Below are 25720 nucleotides of genomic sequence, written 5' to 3' on the forward strand. Positions count from 1 at the left end.
GTTCAGGTGTTTTTCAAAAGAGGACATAAAAGTTGTCCTCTTTTGAAAGAGGATTTGGTTGTCAGTTTCTGTAAGGGGTGTTATGCTTTCTTTGTGTCCTATGAATGTGGGATGCAAACACAAAGCAGATGATAGAGGCTACTGCCAATGATTGACATGGGCGAAGCCAGGCACTCCAAGTGGTTACTGGCTGCCGCATCGTGGGTGGTAATACTTGCGTTCTTAGCCGTGTTAGTAGTTGTCAGACTTGTATTTGAAGTACGGACTTACAAGCTGACTCCACTGTTTATCATCATGGGTCTGCTTTGCGTAATCTTGTCCCGGCTGTTATGGGTAAGAGCATATCCTGATAAGCACCCATATGCCTTTGAGCATTCTGGAATCAAATCTCTGGCTAAAATGTGGCCCAAAGGTTACTGGGGTGTAATAGCAATTATTTTTTTGGTAGCAATTGTGTTTGATAGCATTTCGATGTTGATTGAACTGTTTACAGCAGGAACTCTTCAACGTTTACTCTTGCTACCATTCGGCATTATTGGCATGTACATTGTTATAATGTTGATCCCAAAAACAAGAGAATTGATAATTTCAGAAATAAAAGAACTGCGTGACAGGTCATCGCGTTTTCGTAGTTGGTTATCGTATTTTTACAATTACTTCTCGCGGTCCAGGCGTTAGCAGGCGTTAGGTGTTGCTGATGGCGATGGCCCGGGTGTCGGTACCCAGGTAGCTGGCTATAACCAGGGGGTCGTTACGCACTTCGGGAGGGGTTCCCTCGGCGATCACCCGGCCGGCTTCGAGGCAGTACACCCGGTCGCTGATGCTCATGATTAGGGGCATGTCGTGCTCGATGATCAACATGGCCGCACCCAGCTCCCGGCGGATGTTCACGATGAGCGGCCCGAAGGCTTCGGTCTCGCGCTGGGCCACCCCCGCGGTGGGCTCGTCGAGGCACAGCACCCGGGCCCCCAGGGCCAAAAGCCCGGTGATCTCCACTATGCGCCGGGTGCCGGTGGAGAGGTCGCTGATGTAGGAGTCGCCGTAGCGGCCCAAACCCAAAAAGTCGATCAGCTCGTCGGCCTCGGCCCGCCGCCGCCGCTCCAGGGCGAACGTGCGGGGCAGGTGCAGGGCGGTGCTGATCAGCGGCGTGCGGCCCCTGGCCTCCAGGGCCACCTGCACGGTTTCCCTCACCGTCAGCTCTGGGAACAGTGCGGCGGCCTGGAACGTTCGCCCCAGCCCGGCCCGGGCTCGCCGGGGCGCGGAAAGCCGGGTGATGTCGGTGCCCAGCAACTCCACCCGGCCGCTCGACGGCACGTAGCCCCCCACCGCGTTCATGAAGGTGGACTTGCCCGCGCCGTTGGTGCCGATGAGGCCCACGATCTCATCGGGACGAACCAGCACCGTGGCCCCTGACACCGCATCCACACCGCCGAACCGCACGCTGATGTCGCGGCCGCCCAGCATGGGATCGGTGGCCGGCCTCGGGTCCCTGGGACGGTTCAGAGCCACCGGCACGGTTTTCACCGTCTTGGTCCAGTCGGCGGGACCGAGCCGCCGCTCGGCCAGGACGATGAGGGCGTTGCGGGCGCTGTAGCCGATCTGCACCAGCCCGCCGGGGAAGTACATGAGCACCACCAGCAGCCCGACGCTGGATGAGAACAGGGCCACGGTTTCGGAGCTGTTGAACAGGTTGGGAAGTCCGTAGACCCAGATCGCCCCCAGCACCGCGCCCACCGACGACCCCAGGCCACCGATGACCACCATGCCGACGAGTTGCAGGGAGTCACCCACCTGGAAGAAGCGCTCGCTGAGCGGCACGTTCTGCACCAGCCCGGCCAGAAGCGCCCCTCCCAGGCCGGCGATCCCACCGGCCAGCGCGAACGAGGACAGCTTGGAGCGAACCGGTCCGACCGTGTAGGCCGATGCCGAGTCGATGTTGTCGCGCACCGCGATGATGGTGCGGCCGGTGCCGGAGCGGCGCAGCCGGCTCACGATGATCACCACTATCAGCAGAAAAGCCAGGCAGACGTAGTAGTAGCGCTTCTGGGAGGCAAGATCCAGGCCGAACAGCTCGCCCCGGCGGAACGAAACCGATGAGGTGTTGCCCCCCGAGAAGAACGGCCTGTGGTAGAGGTACTGCTGGGCGGCCAGCGCGAACACGAACGTGGTAACCGCCAGGTGGAGGCCGCGGACCCGCAACGACCCGATCCCGATCACCGCTGCCACCAGCGCCGAGAACAAGCCGGCCAGCACGATGGCGACCATGAACGGGATGCCGCCGGTCTCGAACCGGATGTCGAAGAAGTCGAACGACAGGGCATCGCCGGGCAGGAACCCGGTTCCCACGGTGAAGTCCATGGACAGGCCCCGGTGGAGGCCGGCGGCGAACAGTGCCCCCATGCCTGCGAAGGTCATCTGGGCCAGGGATAGCTGGCCGGCCCAGCCGGTGATGATGGTGACCGATACGCCGCACACCGCGAAGCACAGCACGGTGGCGTACAGGAGCTGGCGTGAAGGCAGGTCGGTGATGCCGGGAAGTTGCACGAGCACGATGGCGAGCAGCGCCAGGGCACCCAGAGAGATCCGGGACAGGTGCCGCAGCCACCACAATTGCCGCAGCCGCTCGGGGATCGGCCGCATCTTGGGGGCGAAGGCGAAGGCTCCGGTCTCCCCCCGGCTGCGGCTCTGGAAGTAAACGGCCACCAGAACGGCCAAAAAGGTCACGAAGTTGATGAGCCCCTGATCGCTCAGGAAGTTGAACCGCAGCAGGGATTCGGAGGCGCCGATCAGCACCCCGGCCAGCACGGCCCGGGGGAACGAGACCATGCCGGCCAGCACGGCGGCCACCATTGCCTTGCCCAGTGTCAACGACCCCAGATTGATGAGGCCCGAGACCCCGCGGGTTGACCCCGACAAGAGGATCATGGACACCGAGGCCAAAAGCCCGGCCATGATCCACACGAAGGTGGACACCTTCTTGGGGTTGATGCCCGACAGGCGGGACAGTTCGGGGTTGCCGGCCGCCGCCGCCACCGACTTGCCGAACGTGGTGCGGTTCAGAAGCCAGCCCAGCACCAGGGCCAGCACCGGCACCACGATGAGAATGGTTAGCTGCGGGCCTCGCATGCGTATCCCGGTGTTCAGGACGCTTTCCCAGGTTCTGCCGATCATCACCGGGTAGCTCCGCCCGGCGGTTTCGATGTCGGGAAGTTGCAGAACCACCAGTTGAGCGAGCTGGGCAATGCCCACCGTGGCCACCAGCACGATCACCCGGGGAGAGGTGAACAGGCGGCGGATCACGGTGAGCTCCACCGCGGCGGCGAACAGCGTGCCCAAAAGCAGCGACAGGGCCAGCGCCAGCCAGAACCCCCAGCCGTGGTTCAGCACCAGCAGCGCCAGGACCGAGGCGGCGATGATGCCCATGTTGCCCACCGCGAAGTTGATGACCCGGGTGGACCGGTAGATCAGCACTATCCCCATGGCCACCAGGCCGACCGCCAGGCCGTTTACCACCCCGTCGAACACGATCTGGCGGGTGATCCACACACCGACCATGGGCAGAGCGGTGGTTTCCATCAACCGCCCTCGGTTCCGAGGAACTGGAGTACTGGGTCGTCTATTTGGTTGGATGCAGTTTCCATCAACCGCCCTCGGTTCCGAGGAACACCGCCCGGGCCAGGTCGTCACGTTCGGCCAGTTCCTGGGCCGGACCCTCGAAACGGACCTGCCCCTTCTCGAGGAACACGGCCCGGTCGGCGATGGCCAGCGCCACGTTCAGCGACTGCTCCACGATGATCATGGTCTGGCCCCGGGCCTTGAGCCCCTCGACGGTTTCCAGCAGCGACTGCACGACCACGGGGGCCAGTCCCAGCGACAGCTCGTCGATTATCAGCACCTCGGGCTCATGCAGCATCACCCGGGCCAACGCCAGCATCTGTTGCTGCCCGCCCGACAGGTTGGCGGCCCGCTCCCCGGGTCGTTTGGCCAGATTCGGGAACAGGTCGAACACCTTCTCGATGCGCCGGTCCCGGTCGTGGGAGTCCTTGCGGTAGGCGTAGGCACCCATGAGCAGGTTGTCGCTGATGGACATGTCGCTCCACACCCCGGCCCCTCCGGGCAGCATGTGCAGGCCCATGGCCGACCGCTGCTCGGGGGTGGCGAAGGTAATGGTTTGACCGTGCAGGCGCACCACACCCCGCTCGGGGGTGACCAGGCCGGTGATCACCCTGAGTGCGGTTGACTTGCCCGCTCCGTTGGTGCCCAGAAGGGCCAGCGTCTCCTGGCGGCCCACCTCGAAGCCGAGGTCGAACAGCACCTGAACCTGCCCGTAGCTGAAATCCACGTCGGCCACCTGGATGGCCGGTATTTCCTCGGGATCGGTTTCGGCCCGGCGGCGCTCCTCGGCCTGCTCCTCCTGGAGCTCTGCGACGATCAGGGAGAGGTCACGGCGGAGCCGCCCGGCCCCCCTCAGCACGAAGTAGGCCCCGATCGGCATGGCCGAGGCGGTGATGAGGGTGATGGCGGTCTGCTCGCCGAGCTCGTTCTGGAGGAAGCCGGCGATGATGCTGCCGCCCACCCCGCCCACCATGACCATGAAGAACGTCAAAAAGGCAGTGCCCATGCCCCGCAGGCGGTAGGGGAACACCGCCTGGATGGCGGGCTGTACCATGGCGAAGGCCCCGCCCAGCAGGGTGGAGTTGACCGCGGCGAACACCATGAACAGGGCGAGATCGGACATGGCGTACTGGATCGGTACCAGCACCCCGATGGGCACCAGCAACACGCCGATCATCCTCAGTGCCCGGTCGGGATCTTGGCGGTAGGTGGCGTCGAATCGGCGCCCGACCACCGGTAGGAACATCATCAGCCCGATGCCCGCGGGGGCCACGGCCAGGCCGCGCTCCAGGGCGTCGAGGCCGAACTCCTCCTCCAGGAAGAACGACTGGATCGAGCCGGCGGGGAAGAGGGCGAAGCCCATCGCCGCGAACGCGATGGTCATGTTGCGGATGGTGTCGATGTTCCAGATACGGGTGAAGGCGGCCTCCACCGAGATGGGCATCTTGTCGTTCTGCACCAGGCCGGTTCCCAGCACTTCCTTTTGCTCCCACTGGCCCCGGGGCGGTTCCCGCAGCCAGAAGGCGAACACCGCGAGGGCGGCAGTGGGCAACCCGAGCAGGTAGAACGCCCAGCGCCAGCCGTCGTCGCCGCCCATCCACACCGCGATGCCCCCGGCGAGTATCGGGCTGAGGGCCGCGAACACACGCCCCACGCCGGCGTTGGTGGCGAACATGCGGCCCCGGGTCTGAAGGGGGTAGGTGTCGGCCAGCATGCTGGGATGCACGGTGATGGTGTTGGCCTTGGACATTCCGGTGAGGAACCGAGCGAAGAAGAACATCAGGGCGTTCACCGCCGCTCCCGACAGCGCGCTGAAGGCGGCGAACGCCCCGCTGGCCAGCCCGACGATGGGGCCGCGCCGGAAGCGGTCGGCCATCCAGCCCATCGGCCCGGCCCCCAGCACGAAGAACATGAGCGACGCGGTGCTGATCGCGGTTATGGCCCCGTCGCTCACCCCGAAGCTCCTGCCGATGTCGGGTCCCAGGATGGCGACCGCGCTGTTCTCCAGCTCGTCCAGGCTGTTCAGCGCCAGTAGCACGAGAAATGTCCGGTAGCCCCCCTTCAGCAGGCCCTCCCTGAGGGTGGTCTCCTCGCCGCCCACGCCGGGGAGCAGGTCATCGGGGAACAGCACCTCGGCCTTATGGGCATCGCGCCGGGCAGCCTCACCCTCGAGCACCGTCGTAGCCAGAGCATCAATGGTTTCGTCCCGGGTTTGGGATTCGTCCGGGTTCGGGGTTCCGTTCCCGGTTTGGGATTCGCCCCGGGTCTGCTCGCTGTCCAAATAGTCCCCCCGACTGTCGCGGGTATCGTCAAACCCGCATCGGCCCATCAGAGTAGCGTGGGGGGCCGGTAGGTAATCCACAAGCGGGGCAGGCGACTCATGAACAAGCCGTTGAACAAACCATCCAACGTTGTGAGCGAGCCGTTGAGCAAGCCATCCAACAGCAAACCATCCAACGTTGTGAGCGAGCCATCCAACAGCAAACCATCCAACGTTGTGAGCGAGCCATCCAACAGCAAACCATCCAACGTTGTGGTTGTACTGTTGGACTCGTTGAACCGGCACATGTTGGGAAGCTACGGGGGTACCGAGTTCGAGACCCCGAACCTGGGGGTGGGTGATGGCTGAGGGTCGGGCCGGGCCCACGGTGCGGATGTCGCCCGAGGAGTGCTGGGAGATGCTCGAGACCTCGGTCAACGGCATCCTCACCACGCTCAGGGCCGACGGCCGGCCGGTGGCCCTCCCCGTCTGGTACGTCGTTTTGGATCGGAGGATCTACATGGTGACCCGGGGCAAGAAGGTGGTGCGGATCCGAAACGACCAGCGCTGCTCGTTGTTGGTGGAGTCGGGGGAGCGGTGGGCCGATCTGCGAGCGGTGCATATGGAGTGCACCGGCCGGGTGATCGAGCCCTCCGACGAGTTGGCCCAGCGAATCGGTAGGGCCCTCGACGACAAGTACGCCCCGTACCGGACCGCCCAGGACGCGATGCCCGGCCCAACCAGGGACTACTACCGCAAGAACCTAAATGCCACCATCGAGTTGACCCCGGTCGGCAAAATGCTCAACTGGGACAACCGCAAGCTGTTCTGAAGATATTGGTTGCTGTTCTTGGTTGGTCGCCTTTGCAGTTCGCCGCAGCAAATCGACGTTCGGGTGCAGGCGTTGGTGGAGTAGTGTTTGCCTATGGCTGATATTGAGACGCTGGCAAGACCCGTCGCTGTGCGGGCGTGTGATCCGTACCGAATATGGCTCCGCTACTCCGATGGGGTAGAGGGTGAAGTTGACTTATCGAACTTTGCGGGCCGTGGCGTATTCAAAGCCTGGGACGACCTGTCACTCTTTGCCAGCGTACATATCGGACCTGGGGGAGCCATTTGTTGGGGAGACATCATTGATATGTGCCCCGACGCGCTCTACCTGCGGATTACAGGCATCTCGATAGAAGAGTACATGCCGACACTTCGCGGCATCCCAGCGGATGCCTGAACTCTGCCGCTTCTACGGAATTGTGATCCAGATGTACTACGGAGACCATTCGCCACCTCACTTCCACGCCAGATACGGCAGCTATCGGGCGGTCATAGATATCGATAGTCTTGCTGTTATCGGGGGTTGCCTTACTCCTAGAGCGACGGGTCTGGTAATTGAGTGGGCTGCGCAGCACCGAAGGGAACTGAGCGCGGCGTGGCGCAGCGCAGAGCGTAACGAGAACCCAGGCAAGACGCTCCCTTGCCGTAACCGATGGGAGATAGCGGATCTTGCAATATCAGCTTCTCGCGGGTCAGATCAAGATAGGAGTGAATGTCCCGCTCGTAGGTGTAGCGAAACGCTCGGATCGTGCGGATCACAATTTGAGTTGACCCCGGTGGGCAAAATGCTCAACTGGGACAACCGCAAGCTGTTCTGAAGATATTGGTTGCTGTTCTTGGTTGGTCGCCTTTGCAGTTCGCCGCGCTGATCCCTATTCCCATTTGAATTCGGGGTCGCGCTTTTCCCGGAAGGCCCGGCGGGCTTCGCGGGAATCCTCGAAGCGCAACAGGCGGGCGGTGTAGTCCTGTTCGGTGCGGTAGGCCTCACGCAGGGGTAGATGCTCGGTGCGGTTCATGGACTCCTTGGCCAGGCGGAGGGCGATCGGGCTCTTCGACGCCAGCAGGCGGGCCAGCTCCAGGGCGGCCTCCCGGAGAGCTTCAGGGGCAGTAACCGTGCGGACCGCACCGATCCGGTGCATCTCAGTGGCCGAAACCGGCTCGCCGGTGAAGAACATCTCCCGGGCCTTGTGGCGGCCCATCATCAACGAGAGGTGGGCGCTGGCCCCGAGCAGGCCGACATTTATCTCGGGGGTGCCGAACGCGGCGTTCTCGGAGGCCACCAGCATGTCGCAGCACGCGGCCAGGGCCAGGCCCGCGCCGAGGGCGGGTCCGTTTATGGCCCCGATTACCGGAACCGCGCAGTCGATGATGGCCCACATGGCCTCCCGGGCCAGGTGCCCGGGGTCGGTCAGCTCCTGGGGATGGCGCTCGGATCGTGGCCGGTTAACGGCCGGGCTCAGATCGGCCCCGGCGCAGAATGCCTTGCGCCCCGCTCCGGTAAAGATGGCGGCCCTCACCTCCCGGTCGTCGCCCAGGCTCGAGAACAGTTCGCGGATCTGGACGAAGGTATCGTTGTTCACGGCGTTCACCGGAGGCCGATCGAGGGTGACGATGACAATATGCTCAAACTGTTCAACCTGGATATCGGGCACTGCTTGCTCCCTAACTGCCGGCTGCCGGGCCACCCCTCACGGTATCGGGTCGGCCCATCCCTTGAGGACAGCACGCCCTATTTGATGTAGCCTTGCGGTCCGGCGGGTTAGAGGAGGGACTGATGGTGCCCAGGACGTTGAGCGTGACCTTCGAGGGCCCAGGCACGCATAGTGGTGTACCGCTGGAGGATTTTCAGAAGACCCTTCGCCATGTGCAGGCCGCGGTACGGCTCACGGTCGAGCACCTGTCGGACCTGGATGTTCCGCAGCGAGGTCGTCCCTCGAAGTCCGTTCGCGAAGGGAGCGAATTGCATCTGTGCGGGATCACACTAGGGTCGCTGGTTGTCGAGTTGGAGCTCCCGCCTCCCAAGCAGGAACGACTGTGGGACGACAATGTCGGACCGCAGGCATTGGCAGCAATCTTGAGCCTTGACAGTGACGGGAACGGTGCCGGATCTGTTCCCCCATCTGCCGTTGACCAACTGCGCGCAATCTGTACTGATCTGTCATCGGAAGTAGATTCAGTATGGCTAGGTGATGCCAGCGAGAATCGAAGACTGCAATTCAAGCGGGAGACTTCTGTGAAGCAAATGTCGAATTCACCTGAAGTAGCCTTATTGTATGGTTGGCTGAAAGAGGTGAACTGGGAAAAGAACACGGCTCGACTATATGATATGGCTGGCGAATATGTTAATTTGAGATTTGACCCTTCGCTGGATGTCCTGATGCAGAAACTTGCAACTCAGTATGTAGAGGTATCAGGAACTGGACGATTCAACGATAGTGGAGAGTGGATCACTGTTTCGGTCGACCGGATCGATCACACGAGGTCCTCGGATCAACCGTTTGATATTGAGTCTGCTCTTGAGCAGGCACGAGACAAGGTGTTCAATCCCGAAGCGGTCATAACAACAAGTGAACCATTTGATGTGGATGACTTCATCGATATCATTCACCGAGCCCGTGATGTGGATGATGAGCTACCACAAGCCATGTAGGCTTCGATAATGGGTAATATTGTACTTGATACTAGCGTAGTATCCTTCATTTTCAAGAACGATAGCCGGGCTGGATGGTACATGGCTGAAATTACAGGGATGAGCCCGTGTATCTCCTTTCAGACGTGGGAAGAACTATTATATGGGGCAAAGATCGGGAAGTGGGGTGCACAGAGAATGAATGATCTAGCCCGTAATCTTGGACAGTACTCCGTGATATGGCCTAACGAAGAGCTAGTCATGCGTTGTGCAGAGTTGAGGGGTATACAAAAATTAGCGGGGCGCAAGTTGGCGTGTGCTGATGCCTGGATAGCTGCCACGGCTCTGATGCTCAAATGCCCCTTGGCATCTCATGATCGGGACTTCAACAATATTCCTGATCTAAAACTCATCAGGTCTCAACAATAGAAAGGGACCTGTGGGTTCCAGGTCCTTTTATCATTGGTATGTCGACTGTGTTCAGCACCCGCACCCTCACCGGCCCGAGCACGCTGAGCTTGCTGTCGGGCAGCAGGTCCATCTCGTTATAGACATTGTTGGAATGGGAGGGGTCCACCACGGCCAGCTCGCGGCGTACCTCTGCCAGTACTCGATCATTGTCGGCGTTGCCTTCCGTCAACCAGATCAGCGTTTCGGCCGCCTCCACTGTTGCAGAGGCCAGGTGCCCGGCTGGTGTTCGGCCCCTCAGGAGCCTGCGCAGCACCCGCAGTGTCGCTCCTGGACACTAGGGTCGGGGAATGGCCTGGGATTTTTCCACCGACCCCGAGTTTCAGGACCACCTGGATTGGCTCACCGAGCTGATGCGTACCGAGGTGGAGCCGCTCGACCACTACTTTCGGGGGCGGTCGCCGTTCGACAAGACCGACGAGGAGGTGCAGACCCATCTGCGCCGTGTCCAGCAGAAGGTGAAGGATCGGGGGCTTTGGGCCTGCCACCTGAAGCCCGAGATGGGGGGCATGGGGTTCGGCCAGGTGAAGCTGGCGCTTATGAACGAAATCCTGGGCCGGTCCTCGTTCGGTCCATCGGTGTTCGGCAACCAGGCCCCCGACTCGGGCAACGCCGAGATTTTGGCCCACTACGGCAACGACGAGCAGAAGGAGCAGTACCTGAGGCCACTGCTGGCCGGGGAGATCTCCTCGTGCTACTCGATGACCGAGCCCCAGGGCGGGTCCGATCCCAACCACTTCACCTGCACTGCCCACCGCGACGGCGATGAGTGGGTGATCAACGGCGAGAAGTGGTTCGCATCCAACTACCCGAGGGCAGAGTTCCTTATCGTGATGGTCATCACCAACCCCGATGTATCGGTGTACCGGGGGTCGTCCATGATGCTGGTGCCCCACGATGCCCCCGGTCTGGAGCTGGTCCGCAATGTGGGGGTGGGGGGCGAGCGGCGCGGCAGCCACAGCTACCTGCGGTTCAACGAGTGTCGCATCCCGGCCGAGAACCTCATGGGTCCCGAGGGGGCCGGGTTCAAGATCGCCCAGACCCGCCTCGGCGGGGGCAGGGTGCACCACGCCATGCGCTCGGTGGGGACGGCCCGCAAGGCGTTCGACATGATGTGCGAGCGAGCCCTCAGCCGGGAGACGAAGGGCACGCTTCTGGCCGAGAAGCAGGCGGTGCAGCACATGATCGCCGACTCCTGGATCCAGATCGAGCAGTTCCGCCTCCAGGTGCTGCACGCCGCGTGGCAGATAGATCAGGCCGACACCTCCAAGGCCCGCCTCTACATTGCGGGGGTGAAGGTGGCCACGCCCCGGGTGCTGATGGACGTGATCTTCAGGTCGATGCAGATCCACGGTTCGCTGGGTATGTCCAACGAGACACCGCTGGCCAACATGTGGATGATGGCCCCGACCTTCGGGGTGGCCGACGGCCCCACCGAAGTTCACAAGGACACCATTGCCAAGCAAGTGCTGAAGGGCTACCGCCCCTCCGAGGGCCTGTTCCCCACCGAGCACCTGCCCGCCAAGATCGAATGGGCCCAAGCCGTCATGGCCGAGCGCATCGAGCTGGAGTTGATGAACTCCTAGGTCCGGAGCCGGGCTCGAAGGCCTATCTTTGCCTATCTTTGCCTATCTTTGTTGTGCCGAACCACCGGAGGCCTATGTGAGAGCAGACGAGCCAGCCTCAACGAACGCAAAGATCTCTTCCGTTGGCCTTGAGCGCGTTTTCGGTGCCGAAACCGCAAACCCCGTGCACGCGCTCGGACCTCTCGACCTGGAGGTGGGCGACGGCGAGTTCCTCTGCATCGTCGGCCCTTCGGGGTGTGGCAAATCTACCTTTCTTCGGATAGTTGCCGGGCTGGTCAGGCCCACGAGCGGGCGTGTGGAGGTACGCAGCTCGGGACAGTTCTCGATCCCTTATGCCGTGGTCTTCCAGGATTATTCGATTTACCCCTGGAAGACGGTGGAGCGAAATGTGAGCTTCGGGCTCGAGGTTCAAGGGTTCAGCAAGAAGGTATCCCTGGAGAAATCCAGGCGATGGCTGGAAATGATGGGCCTATCCGACTTTGCCCGCGCCTATCCCGCCACGCTTTCGGGGGGTATGCGCCAGCGTGTCGCCATTGCTCGGGCACTGGCCGGCGAGCCCGAGGTCTTGCTCATGGACGAGCCGTTCGCCGCCCTCGACGCTCAGCTTCGCCAGTTGATGCAGGACGAATTGCTGGCGATCTGGCAAGCCGACCGGCGGACTGTGCTGTTCATCACCCACTCCCTCGAAGAGGCGATAATGCTGGGTGACCGGGTGGTGGTGATGACCTCCCGCCCCGGACGTGTGCTGGTTTCGATTCAGGTCCCCTTCGAGCGTCCCCGCAAGCCCGAGCTGCGCGATTCCGCGGAGTTTGCCCGCTTTCGGGCCATGTTGTGGGATTACCTCAAGGGGGAGGTGGAGCACTACCTCTCCGATGTTCACGACGAGATGGCCGATTCGAGGGAAGGCCGATGAGCACGGCTGGATCTTCAACGGCTGGGCCCTCAATGGCAGGATCTTCACTACCGTCCAACTCGGGGCAGAACGCCGAGCGAATTGTTCGCGAGCCGGGACCGGCGGAGCGGATGCCTCGAAGGGCCAGCCGCCGCCGCCGAAGCATCGAACTCACGCTTGCCGTGGCGTTTCCGGCAGTACTGATAGGTCTCTGGCAGGTGGCATCCGGCCTGGATTGGATCGACGGGCGGCTCTACCCGTCGCCCACCGAGATCATTGCCAAAACCCGCACTCTCTTCGCCGACCGTGATCTTGCCTCGGATGCATGGATCAGCGTTCGGCGAATCCTCTGGGGTTACTTGTGGGGAGTGCTGGGGGGCTTGTCCTTCGGGATCGGCATGGGAATGTTCCGCCTCATGCGAAAGACCGGGGAGCCCACGCTCATTGCCCTGTATACCGTACCGAAGCTCGCGCTCCTACCCATCTACTTGACGATCTTCGGCTTCGGCGAGACCACGATCATCGCGCTGATTGCCACCACCGTGTTCTTCTTCGTGTGGCTTTCTGCGATGGCCGCGGTCATGGCCGTGCCCGAAACCTACCGGGAAGCGGCATCCAGCTTCGGGGCGGGTCGGTGGTTGCTGTTTCGTCACGTCATGCTGCCGGCAGCCCTGCCCTCGATCTTCGTTGGCCTTCGCCTGTCGGCCGGGGTTGCGGTTTTGATGATCGTCGGGGTGGAGTTCGTGATCGGGGGCGAAGGTTTGGGTTACGTGATCAACCAGGGGCGGCTCCTTGGCCTGATCGAACAGACATATGTGGGAATTGTGATCGTGGCCGTCATTGGTGTTGTCTTTTCTGCTCTGGTACGGTTCGCCGGAAAACTCGCCTGCCCGTGGTCGAACGACGATCAAGGCCAGCCAATAGCATGAGCAAGACCGGTTTCATGGTGTTTCGCCACGGGTTGGGAGGCTCGACACGAACCAAGGCATTTAATTTGCCAAAAGGAAGGATGGAAATGAAACGAGGCAAAGGGATATGGCCCGCGCTGCTCACCATTTTTGTGGTGTTCGCCCTTGCGGCCACCTCGTGCGGAAACGACGACTCGGGGAACGAGGGCGATGATGCCGCCCCCGCACCGGCAACCGAACAACCGGCAACCGAACAACCCGCAACCGAGGAGCCGGCCCCCGAGGAACCGGCTGAAGAGGATCCGTTCGCCGGCTGTGGTGAGGGGGCCGAGGTTGACCCCTCCATCCTGGCCGTCGGCCGGCCGGTGGCTCGGTGCGAACCCGGGTATCCCAAGGCGATCCCGCTGGCGGAGCGTCAAACCATCAACTTCTCCTCGTCCTTCAAGCTGGAGTTCATAGCCCCCATTCTGCTGGCCGACTCCCTGGGTGAGTTCGAGAAGGAGAACCTTGATTTCAACTTCATCAACCTCGGGCTCTCCGATGCTTTGCCCCAGATCGGTACCGGCCAGATCGATCTGGGGGTGGGTGGCATCGAAGCGGCGGTGTTCAACGCCATCGACAACGATTTCGACGTGCGGTGGGTGAGTGCCAACTTCTTCCCCCCGAACGCCGGTGACAACAGTGTTCCCCAGACGGGGGTATGGGCCCGCGCCGACGTTTTCTCCGACCCGTCCAATCCCGACATTGCCGAGTTGGAGGGCACCAAGATGGCTTCCGCCGTCGGGCTCAGCTCGGTCATCGCTTATCCCATTGCCGAGGCGCTGAAGCCCGCCGGGTTGGTGTTCGGAGTGGATGTGGAGGCCGAGCAGATTCCCTCCACCGACATGATCCTGGCCATGGAGAACAACGCCGTTCAGTCGGCATGGATCCTGGATCCGCTGTGGGGGGCACTGGTGGATCGTCCCGATGAATTCGTGTTCGTCACCGGGCAGCCTCCGGGTGAACCCATCGGCGGTCTTTTCGGCGGCCCATCGTGCCGTGAGACCAAGCGGGATGCCTGCGTGGCGTTCCACAGAGCGATCATCAGGACAATAAACACCTACCTCACCGGTGACTACCACCAGAACGACGAGATCGTTGAAGCCATCGCCGAGGCCATTGATCGGGAGCCGGACGCGGTTCGGGCCACACCGTCTCTGCTGTTCGACTGGGAGATCCGCGAGGGCACAGCGACCCGGGCCCAGGAGGCATTCATCAGCTTCGCGGAAGCGGGTGTGACCGTCGTCGAGTACGACGAGCCCTATCCCGAGGACCAAGTGGTGGATCGTTCGATCTACCTGGAGGCCATCGGGCGGCAGTAGCGCTGGGTGGCAATCAGAGTTGGTTGGGGATCAGCGCTGGGTGGCAATCAGAGTTGGATGAGGCGGGGCACGGTTTCCTGGGCTAGCAGGTGACGGCCGATCTCGGCCGGTAACGAGTTGGCCGAGCCGAACAGCGTGTCCAGCACCAGCATCCGCTTCAGCCAGCGGTGAAAACGGTGCTCAGCCGTGAAGCCGATCCCGGCCAGTACCTGCTGGGCGTGGGTGGCGGTGGTGCGCGCCGCCCGGCCCGCCAGCGATTTGGCCAGCGCCGCCGGCAGGGGGTGGGGGTTGTGGATGCAGGACTCGGCCACCGAGCTTGCCCCCTCGATCTCAACCAGCGACTCGGCCAGCTTGTGCCGGATGGCCTGGAACGATGCCACCGGCCGGCCGAACTGCACCCGGTTTAGGGCATGCCGGCAGGCCTCGTCCAGCATCCATCGCGCCCCCCCGAGGAGCTGGTGGGCCAGGGCAACTCGAGCGGCGACAACCGCTGAGTCCCAGGTGCCGCCCCCGGCCTGCCACTCGAGTTGATCAGCCGTGATCCGGGTGGCAACCCGGTGGTAGGCCCGCCCCGGATCCACCCCCGCGGCGGTGGATAGGGGGAGCAGCGAGGTATCCAGGCCGGCAATCTGGATCTTCCCGCCGCAGTCCACGGCCACCGTTGCCGTGGAGGCGTACCGGGCCCGAGCCGACACGAGCCCATCGATGGCAACGCGATTGCCCCGGTGAATGGCCGGTGCGGTGGATTTCAAGGGGGCGGGGAATACCGCGCAGGTTTGTATCGAGACCGCGACATTGAGGGCATGGGCTACCACGTCGTCGAGCAGCCCGGCTGCGGCCCCGGTGGTGCCCAGGGCTTTGAACGCGGTGGCCGCGCCCCGGGCGGGGGCGGCGGCGAGCAACTCGGCCCAGCCCAGGTCGTAAAGCGCTTGGTCGGCCTCCCCCGGCCCGGCCGCGCCAACCATGGCGGCCTCGAAACCACCGGCCAGCAAGGCCAGATCGTCGGCATCGGGGGTTTGGTTCACGATTCCGGTCCCGGGTCGAGGAGGTGTGGTTGTGGACGCTGGTTCGGCATCGGGGGTTTGGTTCACGATTCCGGTCCCAGGTCGAGGAGGCGGCGGGCGATGATGTTGTGCTGGATCTCGGCGGTGCCGCCGTAGATGGTGGCGGCCTTGGAGTAGAGGTAATCGGTGCGCCACCTGGCGGCGGGGAGGTCATCGTCGAACTCGATCACGCCGGGCAAAAGGTCACGCGCCGTCTCGAAAAGCTGCTGCTCGGCCGATGCGATGAGGAGCTTGTCGATGGAGGTTTCCACACCGAGTTGTTCACCCGATGCCAGGCGGTGCTGGGTGTCGCAGGATCGGCTGCGGAAGGCGACGATCGACTGGAACGCCCGGCCCAGGGCGGCGGCCGTCGTGTCGCTGCGGTCACCGGATGCCGCCACCCGGGCCACCAGATCGGAGCAGCGCCGGTGCAGTAGCGCACCCCGGTGCCAGAACGTGGTGGACCTCTCGTAGGGGAGAATGTCCATGGCCACCCGCCATCCCCCGTTCTCCTCCCCGATGAGCCGCTCCTCGGGCACGAACACATCGTGGAAGTGGACCTCGGCGAAATCCAGCTTGCCGTGCATGGTCTGGATCGGGCTGTAGCTCAGGCCCGGTGAATCCACATCCACCAGCAGGGCGGTTATCCCCCGGTGGGCGCTGCCCGGTTCGCCGGTGCGGGTGAGCAGCACGCAGCGCCGGGAGTACTGGATGAAGCTGGTCCAGACCTTCTGGCCGGTCACCACCCAGCCACCCCTGGTTCGGGTGGCCCGGCACGACAGGGCAGCCAGGTCGCTGCCCGCGTCCGGCTCCGAGAAGCCCTGGCACCACATCTCTTCGCCCCTGAGGAAGGGGGGCACCACGCTAGCGGCCAACTCGGTCGGGGCGAAGTCGATGACGGTGGGGGCCAGCACCTCGATCATCGTCCAGGCGTTGGGGTCGGCCAGGTTGCGGAGGTTGATCTCCTCGCCGACGATGGCCCGCAGCAGCGGCGAACCTCCCAGCCCGCCCACCGACTCCGGCCAGCCGTACCGGCCGAACCCGGCATCGTGCAGGGCGCGCTTCACTCGGAAGTAGTGCGCCATCTGCGCGTCCATCGATTCGGGTCCCTCCCGGGGAGGGGTCAGTTCGCCGGCGTTGGTATCGAGCCACGCTTCCAATCGTTGGCGGAAGGTCTTGGGATCCATTGGGGTCGAAGCGAATCGGAGCTACCGGTCGGGTTGAGGGCTGTTCCGGCTACAGGCGCGGTTCGCGAACCAGCTCCAGGTCGGCCGACCCGCTGTCGGGAACGCGGGGCTGGCGCCACGCCTCCACCGGGAACGAGGCCTCGCCCAGGGCGAACACCATCAGCAGCAAGTTGCGGGTGTCGCCCGGCAGGTCGTGGAGGGCGAAGGAGTCGCAGTGCTCGAGGATCTGGGGTAGGCGGGGCATCATGGCATCGTAGAAGGCCTGCATCTCGTCCATTGTCGAGGCCAGGCGCTTCTCGTAGCGCTCCCGCCAGGTTTCGAGGGCCCACCCCGAGAAGGGGGTGAGGTCCAGAAAGCAAGCGGGAAGCGCGGCGACGGTGTCGCTGTTGTTGGCGTGGCTCTGGGCGTTGTCGCTGTTGTTGGCATCGCTCATCGTTGTCCCTTTCGGGGTTCTCGGTCCGAGGCGGGCATCCACGGGTAGCCGGCCGGGCGCTCACCGGCCCGGACCTGCTCTTGCACCGCGGCGTGGTGGTGGCGGCAGAGGATTTCCTGGTCGTTGAGCATGAAGGTGTCCACCACCTCGCCCTCAATCATCGTCTGGGTGGCCTCCAGCGTGTTGGCGTCCTGGAAGGCGTACTCCTTGAAGGTCGAGAACGCGAACTCCTGGGCGGCGCGCCCGCTGGCGTTCTCGGGCGGCACGAAGTTGAGGGTGGACTCGAACAGGTGCCTGCTCGGTCCGAGGGGCCAGTAGGTGTAGGTGAGGTACCAGCCGGTCTCCCAGATCAGGATCATGAAGTTGGGCCACACCAGAAACGAGTCGATACCCCAGGCCCGGTGCCCGGAGGGGTTGACCAGCGGGGGGAGGTCCTGGTTGTTGTTGATCGCCGCGGGCTTGTCCCAGGGGCCGAACAGGCCACTGCGCAGCAGGTTCTCGATCGGCTTGACCATCCCCGGATCCTTGGGGGGTGACATACCACCCCACGACGACACCATCGAGTGGGGGCTGAACAACTCGTAGTGGAGGCCCTCGAAGCCAAAACCGGCCAGCTTCTGGGCCTCATCGGCGGCCGCCTGGCGCTGGTGCAGCACCGGTGCGTGGTAGAACTCGACGAAAGCGTCGATGAACAGCTTCCAGTTGCTGTTGATCTCCGAGCGCACCTCGTAGGTCTGGGTCATCTCACCGAACGGGTACCCGGCAAGGCCGCCGGCCAGCGGGGCCAGAGCCTCGGTGAGCGTCTGCCGGGGTTCGGAGTCGAGGTTGACGAAGATGAAGCCCTCCCACACATCGCAAGCCACGGGAACCAGGCCGAGGGTGTCCTTGTCGATGTCGAAGAACTCCGACTCCTGCTGGATGAACGTGAGCGAGCCGTCGAGGTCGTAACGCCACCCGTGGTACTTGCAGGCGAATTGACGGCACAAGCCCGCGGTTTCCTCGTTGGGGTAGTCGTCCCATACCAGTTTGTTGCCCCGGTGGCGGCACACGTTGTAGAAGGCCCGCACGGTGCCTCCCCGGTCCCTGACCACCACGATGCTGCGCTTGGCCCAGGGGAACTCCCTGGTGAAGTAGCTGCCGGTCCGGCCGAGTCGCTCGACACGGCCCACGCACAGCCACTCCTTCATGAAGATGGTGTCGATCTCCCGCTGCCAGTGGTCGGGGTCGTAGGAGTCACGATAGGAGACCGGCCCGGTTCCCAACCCGGGGTAGTGCTCGGTCCAGCTCCCCTCGGCGGGTTTCGGGAAGTGGGGCATGGATTCTCCTTAGCGCTTGTACACCCTGCCGTTCTTCATCACGAACTGCACCCGCTGGGTGGTGGTGATATCGGTGAGCGGGTCGCCGGGGACACCGATGATGTCGGCGAGCATACCGGGCGCGATGCGTCCCAGGTCGGGTGCAGCGATCAGCTCGGCACCGGCGGTGGTTGCCGCCCGCAGGGCCTGCAACGGCGTCATGCCCCGCTTGACCAGCACAACCAGCTCCTGCGCGTTGCGCCCGTGCCAGATGGCGGGGGCATCGCTGCCGCAGGCGATTTTCACCCCGGCCTCGATGGCCCGGGTGAGGGACTCCTTGGCCCGGGGGAACACCTCAGCGGCCTTGGCCCGTAGCGTCGGTGGGTACTGGGAGACATCCCAGTCCTCGGCCAGAGCGGTGGTGGACACCAGAAACGTGCCGGTGTCCACCAGGCGCTGGATGGTGGCATCGCCGATCATGAACCCGTGCTCGATGCAGTCGATGCCGGCGTCCAGAGCGGCGTTCACCGCAGTGTCGCCGTGGCAGTGGGCGGCCACCTTCAGGCCCCGGCGGTGAGCCTCCTCGGCTATGGCGGCCAGCTCCCCGGTGGAGTACTGCTGGGCCCCCGACGGGCCGGTCTGGGACATCACGCCACCGGAGGCGCAGCATTTGATGAGCCTGGCCCCGTGCTTGATCTGGTAGCGCACGGCCCGCCTGATCTCGTCGATCCCATCGGCGATGCCCTCCTCCACCGTGAGGGGCATGATGTGCGGGGCCAGGCTGCTCTGGGCGCTCGGATCGAGGTGGCCGCCGGTGGGAACGATGGCATGGCCGGCGGGGACGATACGAGGGCCATCGATCCAGCCGGCTTCTGTCGCCTCGCTCAACGCCACGTCGATCAAGTACCCGCCGGTCTTGACGAACAGGCCCAGATTTCTCACGGTGGTGAAGCCGGCCCGCAGGGTGCGCCGGGCGTTGACGGTGGCCCGCAACGTCATCTTGATCGGGTCGCTCCTCACCGGGTCGGAAAGACCCGCCCCCGGGCCGCCGAGCACCAGGTCCACCTCCATGTCCATGAGGCCGGGGATGAGGGTGAGATCGGGCATGTGGATCACCTCGTCGGCCCTCTCGATGGTGCTCCGGTCGGTGGATACAGTGCTGATCCGGTTGCCCTCGACGACCACCGATGCGGATTCGATGACATCGCCGGTGTCGATGTCGAGAACGCCGCCGGCGCGCAGGACGGTTACGGTCGATTCGGACATGGCAGGCCTTTTCCTGTGGGGTTATTTCGGGGGTTGTTGGGGTAGGGGCTAGTAGTTCTCGTACTCGATGTCTTTTGGACTGGGCTAGTAGTTCTCGTACTCGACAACGGTATCGCCCTCGGGGATTGATTGGCAGGTGAGGATCCACCCCTCGTCCAGGTCATCGGGGGTCAGAGCGTTGTTGGCCCGCATCGTGACGTGACCCCGATGGAGCAGGGCCATACAGGTGGCGCAGTTGCCCGCCTCGCAGGAGAACGGGGGGCTGAGTCCGGCCCGCCGGGCGGCTTCGAGCACCGTGTCGCCCGCGACATAGTCCAAGGTGTGGTGCCGACCCTCAAACACGATGGTCAGGGTTGCGTTCTTCATCTTCGGCGATCAGGGGATTGCGTTCTTGGTTTTCGGTGATCAGGGGGTTGGGTTCTTGGTTTTCGGCGATCAGGAAGGCGATCAGGGGATTGCGCCCTTGATCTTCAGTTCGATGACCTGGTCGTAGTCGAGGCCGAGGACCCGCTGGAGAATCTCGTCGCCGTGCTCGTTGAAGTCCGGTGCCCGGCGGGGCTGAGCCGGCCGGCCGCCGTACTGCACCGGCGGAGACACCAGCGAGAACGGTTCCCCGGCGGCCGACTCGTACTCCTGCACGTACCCGTTGGCCACGGCTTGGTGGTCGGTGGCCGCCTCGAGGGTGTCCTGGACAACCGCCCACTGGCCCGAGAACCCCGCCAGCGCCTCGCGCCACTCCTCCAGGGTGCGCTCGGCGAAGGCCTCGGCCAGGAGTTGGGTACCCACCGCCGCGTTGCGGGTGATCGAGGCGGCATCGGCGAAGCGCTCGTCGCCGGCCAGCTCGGGGCGGCCCACCACCGCACACGCCTCGGGCCAGTACTTGGCGGCTTGAAGGCAGGTGAGGAAGATGAACCGGCCGTCCCTGGTGCGGTATGTGCTGCTTAGAGGATTGCCGGGGGGCGCGTCCTTGGGGCGGCCCCGCCAGGGGGTCTGATGCTGGAGGGACAGGGCAATGGTGGCCCCCATCGACCACATCCCCACGCCGAGCAGGGATACGTCCACGGTGGTGGCCTCACCGGTGCGCTCTCGGTGGAACAGTGCCCCCATGATGCCCCCGGCGATGGTCATGGCCCCTATGGAGTCGCCGAACGCCGGCCCCGGCGGGCCGATCACCGTGTCGTTCTCGGGGGGCGAGAGCGCGGCGGCGACGCTCGACCGGGCCCAGTAGGCCAGCGAGTCGTACGAGCCTTTGTCCCGGTCGGGCCCGTTCTCGCCCTGGCCGCTGCCGCTCACGTAGATGATGTCGGGGTTATGGGCCCGGATCTCGTCGAGGCCGATCCGAAGCTTCTCGCGGACCCCGGGCAGCTTGTTGGTTAGGAATACATCGCTGACCCCGGCCAGGCGGTACAGCACATCGAGGCCCGCGGCGGCGGTCAGGTCGAGGCCGAGGCTCTGCTTGCCCCGGTTGGAGTGCTCGAGCAGCACGTGGGCTCCCTTGCCCAGCGACACCGTGCCGCTGGAGGCCAGACCCCGCATGGCATCGCCCCGCTCCACATGCTCGATCTTTACGACCTCGGCCCCCCACTCGGCGAGCAGGGCAGAAGCAGCGGGTACGAACGTGTGCTCGGCCACCTCGAGGATGCGGACACCGTGCATGACATCGGTCATCGAACTCTCCGTTTCGGATATTTCGGGCCCGGGGCCTGGATGCGGGGCTCGGACCTGGGCAAGGTCAGCTCTTTTTGAGGGCGAGCCGGCGGGCCAGGGCGTAGACACCCTGATCGTGGGAGAACTCCACCATGTTCCCGTCAGGGTCGCTCAGCATGCAGATGTAGCCGATGGGGGGTGGCATGTCCGTGGGGGCCATGCGCAGCCAGCCACCGGCATCGCCCCGGGTGGCCGCATCCTCGACCGCCTCGCGGCTGGTCAGCTCGATGCCCAGGTGGGCAAACGGGGCCAGCCTGGCTATGGGCGAGTCCTTGAATGGGTCGGTCCCGGGAAAGAACTGGGCTATCACCAGCAAGAACGGAGAATCGGGGGCATCGTCGTGGCCCAGCCAGGCCCCGTAACCCATGTCGTCCTGGCGCCGGTCGAGCAACCGCATCGGGGTGTAGGTGGTGTACCAGTCGATGGTGGCGTCGATGTCGGTCACCCGCAGGGCCACGTGGGTCCAGCGGGGGGCCGGTGGGTGGATGTCGTGCACGGGGGCGTGATCGTCCACGGTGGATCTACTCCGAGGTCCAGCCGTCGGGCACTTGGGGGTCGTCGCCGCCCTTGGTCCATAGCATCAGCGTGTTGCCCCACGGATCCTTGAAAGCGGCGTTGAACCCGTTGAACTCTGCCCAGTAGTGGTTTCGCCACAGCTCGGTGGCCCCGCGGGCCAGGGCTCGGTCCATGATGGCGTCGGAGGAGTCGTCGTCGCTCACCAGGATCCACACCCTCACGGTGCGACCGTCGCCGGCCGGAGTGCGGGGCTCGGTTCCATCGGGGTGGGGGTGGGGACGGGCGTTGGCCACGTTGTGGATACCCATGTGCAGGTTGCCGATGGGGCTCTGGGAGCCGTCGTCCAGCAGGAAGTTCTGGCCGGGGACGATGCGGTGGAACACACCCGCGGGGCGGGGTTCCACCTCCCAGCCGAACACCTCGCGGTAGAAGGTGGCCGAGGCCTCGGGGTCACTGGAGGGGAAATCAACAAAGATGAGAGTGTTGGGGTAGGTCATCGGGTTATTTCTAGTCCATAACTCTGGGTCATCGCACCGGCCAGCGGCTGCGGGGCCGGATGCCGGACCGGTCGATGAGCCGCCGCCCGGCCCGGCCGGCCTCATCTCTAAGCGAACCGGCATCCACTGTGGTGCAGCGGCCATCGGCAATGACAAGGCGGCCGGCGATGAGGACATCGGTGACCGACCGGCCCCCACCGGCCCAGACCAGTTGCAGGATCGGGTCGGGGCTGGGCGGCTGCCACTGCACCCCGGAGCGGTCGATCACCACCAAGTCGGCGGCCTTGCCCACTTCCAGGGAGCCGATCCGGTCGGCCATGCCCACGGCCTCGGCTCCGGCAATGGTCAGCAGCTCGAAGGCCTGATGGGCCCCGAACGCGGTGGGATCGGCCGAGGTGTCCTTGGCCAGCCCGGCGAACAGGGCCGCAGCCCGAAGCCCGTCCACCGCGTCGCCGGCGTTCTCGGTGTCGCACCCCAACGCAAGCCGGCCCCCCCGCCGCCACAGCTCCAGGTGGGCGAAGCGCTCGGTGATGCCCTGGCCCAGCCGCAGGTAGGCCCACGGGCAGGAGGCCACCGCGGTGCCGGTGGTCACCAGGGTCTCCACCTCGGCATCGTCGATGTGGACGGCGTGACCCACCAGGGTTCGGGGACCGAGCACCCCCAGGCGATTCAAGTGCACCAGCGGTCGATGCCCGGTTCGCCCCCGGTAGTGGGCGGTGTCGTCGGGGGTGGGGGAGAGGTGAAAGCTCAACCTGCTTGCGGTGGAGCGGGCCAGATCGGCGGCCGCCACCACCAGCTCGTCGGACATCAGGTCGTGACCCACCAGGGTCACCGATGCCTCCACCATCCCGCCGGGCGGGTATCGCTCCAGCAGGTTCCGGTGAGCGTCGATCACCTCGTCGACCGAGCCGGACTGGGGGAGGCCAACGGCATCGGTGCCCCAGCGCCCGATGGCTCCCCTCACCCCCACCGCGTTCATGGCCCGGGCCACCCGGTCGGGGTGGGCCACCGTCCCGGCATCGATGGTGGTGGTGATGCCGTTGGTGGCCGCCTCGATCAGTCCCAGGGTGGCGGCCAACTCGTCGTCATCGCCGGTGACGTGCTCGTGGACGGGGACGATCCACTCGTAGATGGCAGCTCCGGGGGGCAGCTCGTCGGGGATGGTCGAGGCCATCAACCGGTCGGCAGTGAGGTGCTGGTGGGCATTGATGAATCCGGGGACGACCAGCGAGCTTGCCGCCCCCCGCTCGGGGGCACCCGGGTACTGCGCTTTGATGTCACCGGCCTTGCCCACCGCGGCGATAACCCCACCGACCACCGCCACCGCGCCCCCCGAAATGATGGTGCGCTCGGCATCCATGGTGACGATGTCCCCCAAGATCACCCAGTCGGCTGCGGTCACGCCCGTTGACCCTAGCCACCGGCTTGGTTTCGAGCAGCTCTTCTCGAGCAGACCTTCTGTTGGGGGAAACAGCAGCCACCAGCCTGCCTTCAAGCAGTCCTCCTGCTGGGTGAAATCAACAGCCACCAGCCGTCCCAGCGGGTTCTTGAGTGAAAAGCGGTTTGGGGCGGCGGGGGTATCATCGGTCCATGACGGGTAATGCCCATCTTGTTGGCCAGCCGGCGCTGGATCATCACTGGTATCCGGTGGCCCTCACCGGGGACATAGCGCCGGGGCCGGTGGGGTATCGGGTGCTGGGCCGCCGCTACGTGCTGTGGCGTTGCGGGGATGGATCGCTCATCGCCGCCCCCGACCGCTGCCCCCACCGGGAGGCCCCGCTATCGGCCGGCCGCATGGTGGACGGGTGCTTGGAATGCCCTTATCACGGGTGGCGGTTCGGGCCCGGTGGCCGGTGCGAGCGGGTGCCGTCGTCACCGCCGGGTACACCGGTGCCGCCCAAGGCTCACTTGGCCACGGTTGAGGTGACCGAGCGCTATGGCCTGGTTTGGCTCTGCCCGGGCCGACCGTGGGGGCCGATCCCCCAGATTCCCCAGGAGACCGACCCCGAGTTCCGGCGGCTCAACACCCCGTTCCAGCAGTGGGCGGTGTCGGCCACCCGGGTGACCGACAACTTCATGGATTTCTCCCACTTCCCGTTCGTTCACACCGCCACTTTCGGTCTGGCCCAGGAGACGGTGGTGCCGCCGCTGGAGATGGTCGATCTGCCCGACGGCTACCGGGGTTACGCCTACGAGGTGAACGCCAACAACACCACCGACGCCGGCCGGACAGTCACCGGCCAGGACATCGATGTGCTGCACCGCCGCATGACCACCGGTTACACGCTGCCGTTCTCGGTGCGCAGCACCATCACCTATGAATCGGGCCTGGAGCACATCCTGTTGCTGCTGGCCACCCCGGTGGACGACACCAATACCCGGTTCAACTTCGTGGTGTGGCGCAACGACGATTTTTCGGTGCCGGCCGAGGAGATCATGAAGTTCGACCTGGCTATCGGGGCCGAGGACAAGGCCATGCTCGAGAAGCTGGAAGGGGTGCTGCCCATGGATCTGACCGCGACGGTCAGCGTGCAGTCCGACCGCCCCTCGGTGGAATGGCGCCGAAGCCTGGCCGCGCTGCTGGACGGTGGCGGGAACTCCTGAGGTTTCCCGCCGTCCCCGGTTTTGTTGTCGATGCTGTGCGGTACCCCCCCTGGGATTCGAACCCAGAACCTGCGGATTAAGAGTCCGTTGCTCTGCCAGTTGAGCTAGAGGGGCTTGTCAGGCGGACCGAGGGGATTTGAACCCCCGACCTCCGGGACCACAACCCGGCGCTCTAACCAGACTGAGCTACGGCCCGCAAGGAAGAGCCAGTCTAGGCCCAACGATGCCCGATGCGGAAACCGTTTGTTGCCGGCCGGATGCTTACCGCAAGCACCCCAACCCCCCGCCACCCTCCGACACGGCCAAACCCCCCAACCAACCCCCGTCCCGCACCCAAACCAGCAGCCCAAACCCCTACCCGACCGCTAACCTGGCAATTACGCGCCACAATTCGCGCCAGCCCGCCCCTGTAGCTCAGTCAGGATAGAGCAGTTGACTTCTAATCATCAGGCCGCAGGTTCGAATCCTGCCGGGGGCGCATGCCGATTGCGGGAGGGTCGTAGGCACCATGCCGGGGGGGGGGGGGAGCGGGTGACGAGAATCGAACTCGCGTCATCAGCTTGGAAGGCTGGGGTTCTACCACTGAACTACACCCGCGGGGCTGGTCACCAATGATAACTGT

General features: G+C 64.4%; 26 protein-coding genes and 4 tRNA genes. 13 read left to right on the forward strand and 17 right to left on the reverse strand.

The window, feature by feature from the left end:
* The first annotated feature begins 147 nt into the window (after nt 1–147).
* On the forward strand, nt 148–678 hold the full coding sequence (locus ACOGXC_RS02815) for a hypothetical protein (protein WP_419919204.1): 531 nt from the start codon (nt 148–150) through the stop codon (nt 676–678).
* Nucleotides 679–684: 6 nt separating this feature from the next.
* Here ACOGXC_RS02815 and ACOGXC_RS02820 read toward each other — a convergent pair whose 3' ends face one another.
* Both ACOGXC_RS02820 and ACOGXC_RS02825 read right to left on the reverse strand, forming a co-directional pair.
* The gene (locus ACOGXC_RS02820) at nt 685–3576 is read right to left on the reverse strand and encodes an ABC transporter permease subunit (RefSeq protein ID WP_419919205.1); all 2892 of its coding nucleotides are present in this window, start codon (nt 3574–3576) and stop codon (nt 685–687) included.
* A gap of 64 nt (nt 3577–3640) precedes the next feature.
* A complete protein-coding gene (locus tag ACOGXC_RS02825) occupies nt 3641–5944 on the reverse strand; it encodes an MFS transporter (RefSeq protein WP_419919206.1) in 2304 nt (767 codons plus the stop codon).
* A gap of 84 nt (nt 5945–6028) precedes the next feature.
* Here ACOGXC_RS02825 and ACOGXC_RS02830 point away from each other — a divergent pair, with 84 nt between their 5' ends.
* From ACOGXC_RS02830 to ACOGXC_RS02845, 4 genes are all read left to right on the forward strand, one after another.
* Entirely contained in the window at nt 6029–6244 is a 216-nt protein-coding gene (locus ACOGXC_RS02830; RefSeq protein ID WP_419919207.1) for a hypothetical protein, read from the forward strand.
* A complete protein-coding gene (locus ACOGXC_RS02835; RefSeq protein ID WP_419919208.1) occupies nt 6237–6707 on the forward strand; it encodes a pyridoxamine 5'-phosphate oxidase family protein in 471 nt (156 codons plus the stop codon). Before ACOGXC_RS02830 ends, ACOGXC_RS02835 begins: the two co-directional genes overlap by 8 nt.
* 93 nt (nt 6708–6800) lie before the next feature.
* A complete protein-coding gene (locus ACOGXC_RS02840) occupies nt 6801–7103 on the forward strand; it encodes a DUF2442 domain-containing protein (protein WP_419919209.1) in 303 nt (100 codons plus the stop codon).
* Nucleotides 7096–7524 carry a DUF4160 domain-containing protein gene (locus ACOGXC_RS02845; RefSeq protein WP_419919210.1) on the forward strand — a complete coding sequence of 143 codons (429 nt, stop codon included), beginning with the start codon at nt 7096–7098 and terminating at the stop codon, nt 7522–7524. The genes ACOGXC_RS02840 and ACOGXC_RS02845 overlap by 8 nt, the downstream gene beginning before the upstream one ends.
* Before the next feature lie 54 nt (nt 7525–7578).
* Here ACOGXC_RS02845 and ACOGXC_RS02850 read toward each other — a convergent pair whose 3' ends face one another.
* Nucleotides 7579–8358: an enoyl-CoA hydratase-related protein gene (locus tag ACOGXC_RS02850; RefSeq protein ID WP_419919211.1), complete on the reverse strand. Its 780-nt coding sequence runs from the start codon at nt 8356–8358 to the stop codon at nt 7579–7581.
* A 122-nt stretch (nt 8359–8480) separates the two neighbouring features.
* Here ACOGXC_RS02850 and ACOGXC_RS02855 point away from each other — a divergent pair, with 122 nt between their 5' ends.
* Together ACOGXC_RS02855 and ACOGXC_RS02860 are read left to right on the forward strand one after the other, a co-directional pair.
* A complete protein-coding gene (locus ACOGXC_RS02855; protein WP_419919212.1) occupies nt 8481–9356 on the forward strand; it encodes a hypothetical protein in 876 nt (291 codons plus the stop codon).
* A gap of 9 nt (nt 9357–9365) precedes the next feature.
* Entirely contained in the window at nt 9366–9764 is a 399-nt protein-coding gene (locus ACOGXC_RS02860; RefSeq protein WP_419919213.1) for a PIN domain-containing protein, read from the forward strand.
* On the opposite strand, the gene ACOGXC_RS02865 is transcribed toward ACOGXC_RS02860, so the two are convergent.
* Nucleotides 9748–10002 carry a hypothetical protein gene (locus ACOGXC_RS02865; RefSeq protein WP_419919214.1) on the reverse strand — a complete coding sequence of 85 codons (255 nt, stop codon included), beginning with the start codon at nt 10000–10002 and terminating at the stop codon, nt 9748–9750. The two genes, ACOGXC_RS02860 and ACOGXC_RS02865, sit on opposite strands and share 17 nt — an antisense overlap.
* A gap of 91 nt (nt 10003–10093) precedes the next feature.
* On the opposite strand from ACOGXC_RS02865, the gene ACOGXC_RS02870 reads away from it, so the two are divergent.
* The 4 genes from ACOGXC_RS02870 (at nt 10094) to ACOGXC_RS02885 (ending at nt 14550) form a co-directional block, all read left to right on the forward strand.
* Nucleotides 10094–11389: an acyl-CoA dehydrogenase family protein gene (locus ACOGXC_RS02870; protein ID WP_419919215.1), complete on the forward strand. Its 1296-nt coding sequence runs from the start codon at nt 10094–10096 to the stop codon at nt 11387–11389.
* 163 nt (nt 11390–11552) lie between these two features.
* Complete coding sequence (locus tag ACOGXC_RS02875; protein ID WP_419919216.1) at nt 11553–12302, forward strand: ABC transporter ATP-binding protein; 750 nt, start codon at nt 11553–11555, stop codon at nt 12300–12302.
* Between the two features lie 32 nt (nt 12303–12334).
* Nucleotides 12335–13210 (forward strand): ABC transporter permease, encoded by an 876-nt coding sequence (locus ACOGXC_RS02880; RefSeq protein WP_419919217.1) that lies wholly within the window; start codon nt 12335–12337, stop codon nt 13208–13210.
* An 86-nt stretch (nt 13211–13296) separates the two neighbouring features.
* Nucleotides 13297–14550 carry an ABC transporter substrate-binding protein gene (locus ACOGXC_RS02885; RefSeq protein ID WP_419919218.1) on the forward strand — a complete coding sequence of 418 codons (1254 nt, stop codon included), beginning with the start codon at nt 13297–13299 and terminating at the stop codon, nt 14548–14550.
* Nucleotides 14551–14597: 47 nt separating this feature from the next.
* On the opposite strand, the gene ACOGXC_RS02890 is transcribed toward ACOGXC_RS02885, so the two are convergent.
* From ACOGXC_RS02890 to ACOGXC_RS02935, 10 genes are all read right to left on the reverse strand, one after another.
* Nucleotides 14598–15641 carry an acyl-CoA dehydrogenase family protein gene (locus tag ACOGXC_RS02890; RefSeq protein WP_419919219.1) on the reverse strand — a complete coding sequence of 348 codons (1044 nt, stop codon included), beginning with the start codon at nt 15639–15641 and terminating at the stop codon, nt 14598–14600.
* Complete coding sequence (locus ACOGXC_RS02895) at nt 15638–16780, reverse strand: acyl-CoA dehydrogenase family protein (RefSeq protein WP_419919220.1); 1143 nt, start codon at nt 16778–16780, stop codon at nt 15638–15640. Before ACOGXC_RS02895 ends, ACOGXC_RS02890 begins: the two co-directional genes overlap by 4 nt.
* 49 nt (nt 16781–16829) lie before the next feature.
* The gene (locus tag ACOGXC_RS02900; RefSeq protein ID WP_419919221.1) at nt 16830–17213 is read right to left on the reverse strand and encodes a hypothetical protein; all 384 of its coding nucleotides are present in this window, start codon (nt 17211–17213) and stop codon (nt 16830–16832) included.
* The gene (locus tag ACOGXC_RS02905; RefSeq protein ID WP_419919222.1) at nt 17210–18529 is read right to left on the reverse strand and encodes an SRPBCC family protein; all 1320 of its coding nucleotides are present in this window, start codon (nt 18527–18529) and stop codon (nt 17210–17212) included. Before ACOGXC_RS02905 ends, ACOGXC_RS02900 begins: the two co-directional genes overlap by 4 nt.
* Nucleotides 18530–18538: 9 nt before the next feature.
* The gene (locus ACOGXC_RS02910; protein ID WP_419919223.1) at nt 18539–19774 is read right to left on the reverse strand and encodes an amidohydrolase family protein; all 1236 of its coding nucleotides are present in this window, start codon (nt 19772–19774) and stop codon (nt 18539–18541) included.
* Between the two features lie 84 nt (nt 19775–19858).
* The gene (locus tag ACOGXC_RS02915; RefSeq protein ID WP_419919224.1) at nt 19859–20140 is read right to left on the reverse strand and encodes a 2Fe-2S iron-sulfur cluster-binding protein; all 282 of its coding nucleotides are present in this window, start codon (nt 20138–20140) and stop codon (nt 19859–19861) included.
* Between the two features lie 81 nt (nt 20141–20221).
* Nucleotides 20222–21442, reverse strand: a complete 1221-nt coding sequence (locus ACOGXC_RS02920) for a CaiB/BaiF CoA transferase family protein (RefSeq protein WP_419919225.1) — start codon at nt 21440–21442, stop codon at nt 20222–20224.
* A 64-nt stretch (nt 21443–21506) separates the two neighbouring features.
* Nucleotides 21507–21995: a VOC family protein gene (locus ACOGXC_RS02925; protein WP_419919226.1), complete on the reverse strand. Its 489-nt coding sequence runs from the start codon at nt 21993–21995 to the stop codon at nt 21507–21509.
* Nucleotides 21996–22002: 7 nt separating this feature from the next.
* A complete protein-coding gene (locus ACOGXC_RS02930) occupies nt 22003–22494 on the reverse strand; it encodes a VOC family protein (RefSeq protein WP_419919227.1) in 492 nt (163 codons plus the stop codon).
* Nucleotides 22495–22522: 28 nt separating this feature from the next.
* Nucleotides 22523–23896, reverse strand: a complete 1374-nt coding sequence (locus ACOGXC_RS02935; protein ID WP_419919228.1) for an amidohydrolase family protein — start codon at nt 23894–23896, stop codon at nt 22523–22525.
* A gap of 188 nt (nt 23897–24084) precedes the next feature.
* Between ACOGXC_RS02935 and ACOGXC_RS02940 the strand changes: the two genes are divergently transcribed.
* A complete protein-coding gene (locus ACOGXC_RS02940) occupies nt 24085–25098 on the forward strand; it encodes a Rieske 2Fe-2S domain-containing protein (protein WP_419919229.1) in 1014 nt (337 codons plus the stop codon).
* Between the two features lie 41 nt (nt 25099–25139).
* Here ACOGXC_RS02940 and ACOGXC_RS02945 read toward each other — a convergent pair.
* Both ACOGXC_RS02945 and ACOGXC_RS02950 read right to left on the reverse strand, forming a co-directional pair.
* Nucleotides 25140–25212, reverse strand: a tRNA-Lys gene (locus ACOGXC_RS02945).
* A 7-nt stretch (nt 25213–25219) separates the two neighbouring features.
* A tRNA-His gene (locus tag ACOGXC_RS02950) sits at nt 25220–25294 on the reverse strand.
* A 207-nt stretch (nt 25295–25501) separates the two neighbouring features.
* On the opposite strand from ACOGXC_RS02950, the gene ACOGXC_RS02955 reads away from it, so the two are divergent.
* Nucleotides 25502–25576: transfer RNA gene (locus ACOGXC_RS02955), tRNA-Arg, on the forward strand.
* Between the two features lie 48 nt (nt 25577–25624).
* Here the strand turns inward: ACOGXC_RS02955 and ACOGXC_RS02960 are convergent.
* Nucleotides 25625–25695: transfer RNA gene (locus tag ACOGXC_RS02960), tRNA-Gly, on the reverse strand.
* Between the last annotated feature and the right edge of the window lie 25 nt (nt 25696–25720).

Origin of the sequence: Candidatus Poriferisocius sp. (genome assembly GCF_965202595.1) — a bacterium.
GTDB lineage: Bacteria > Actinomycetota > Acidimicrobiia > Acidimicrobiales > Bin134 > Poriferisocius.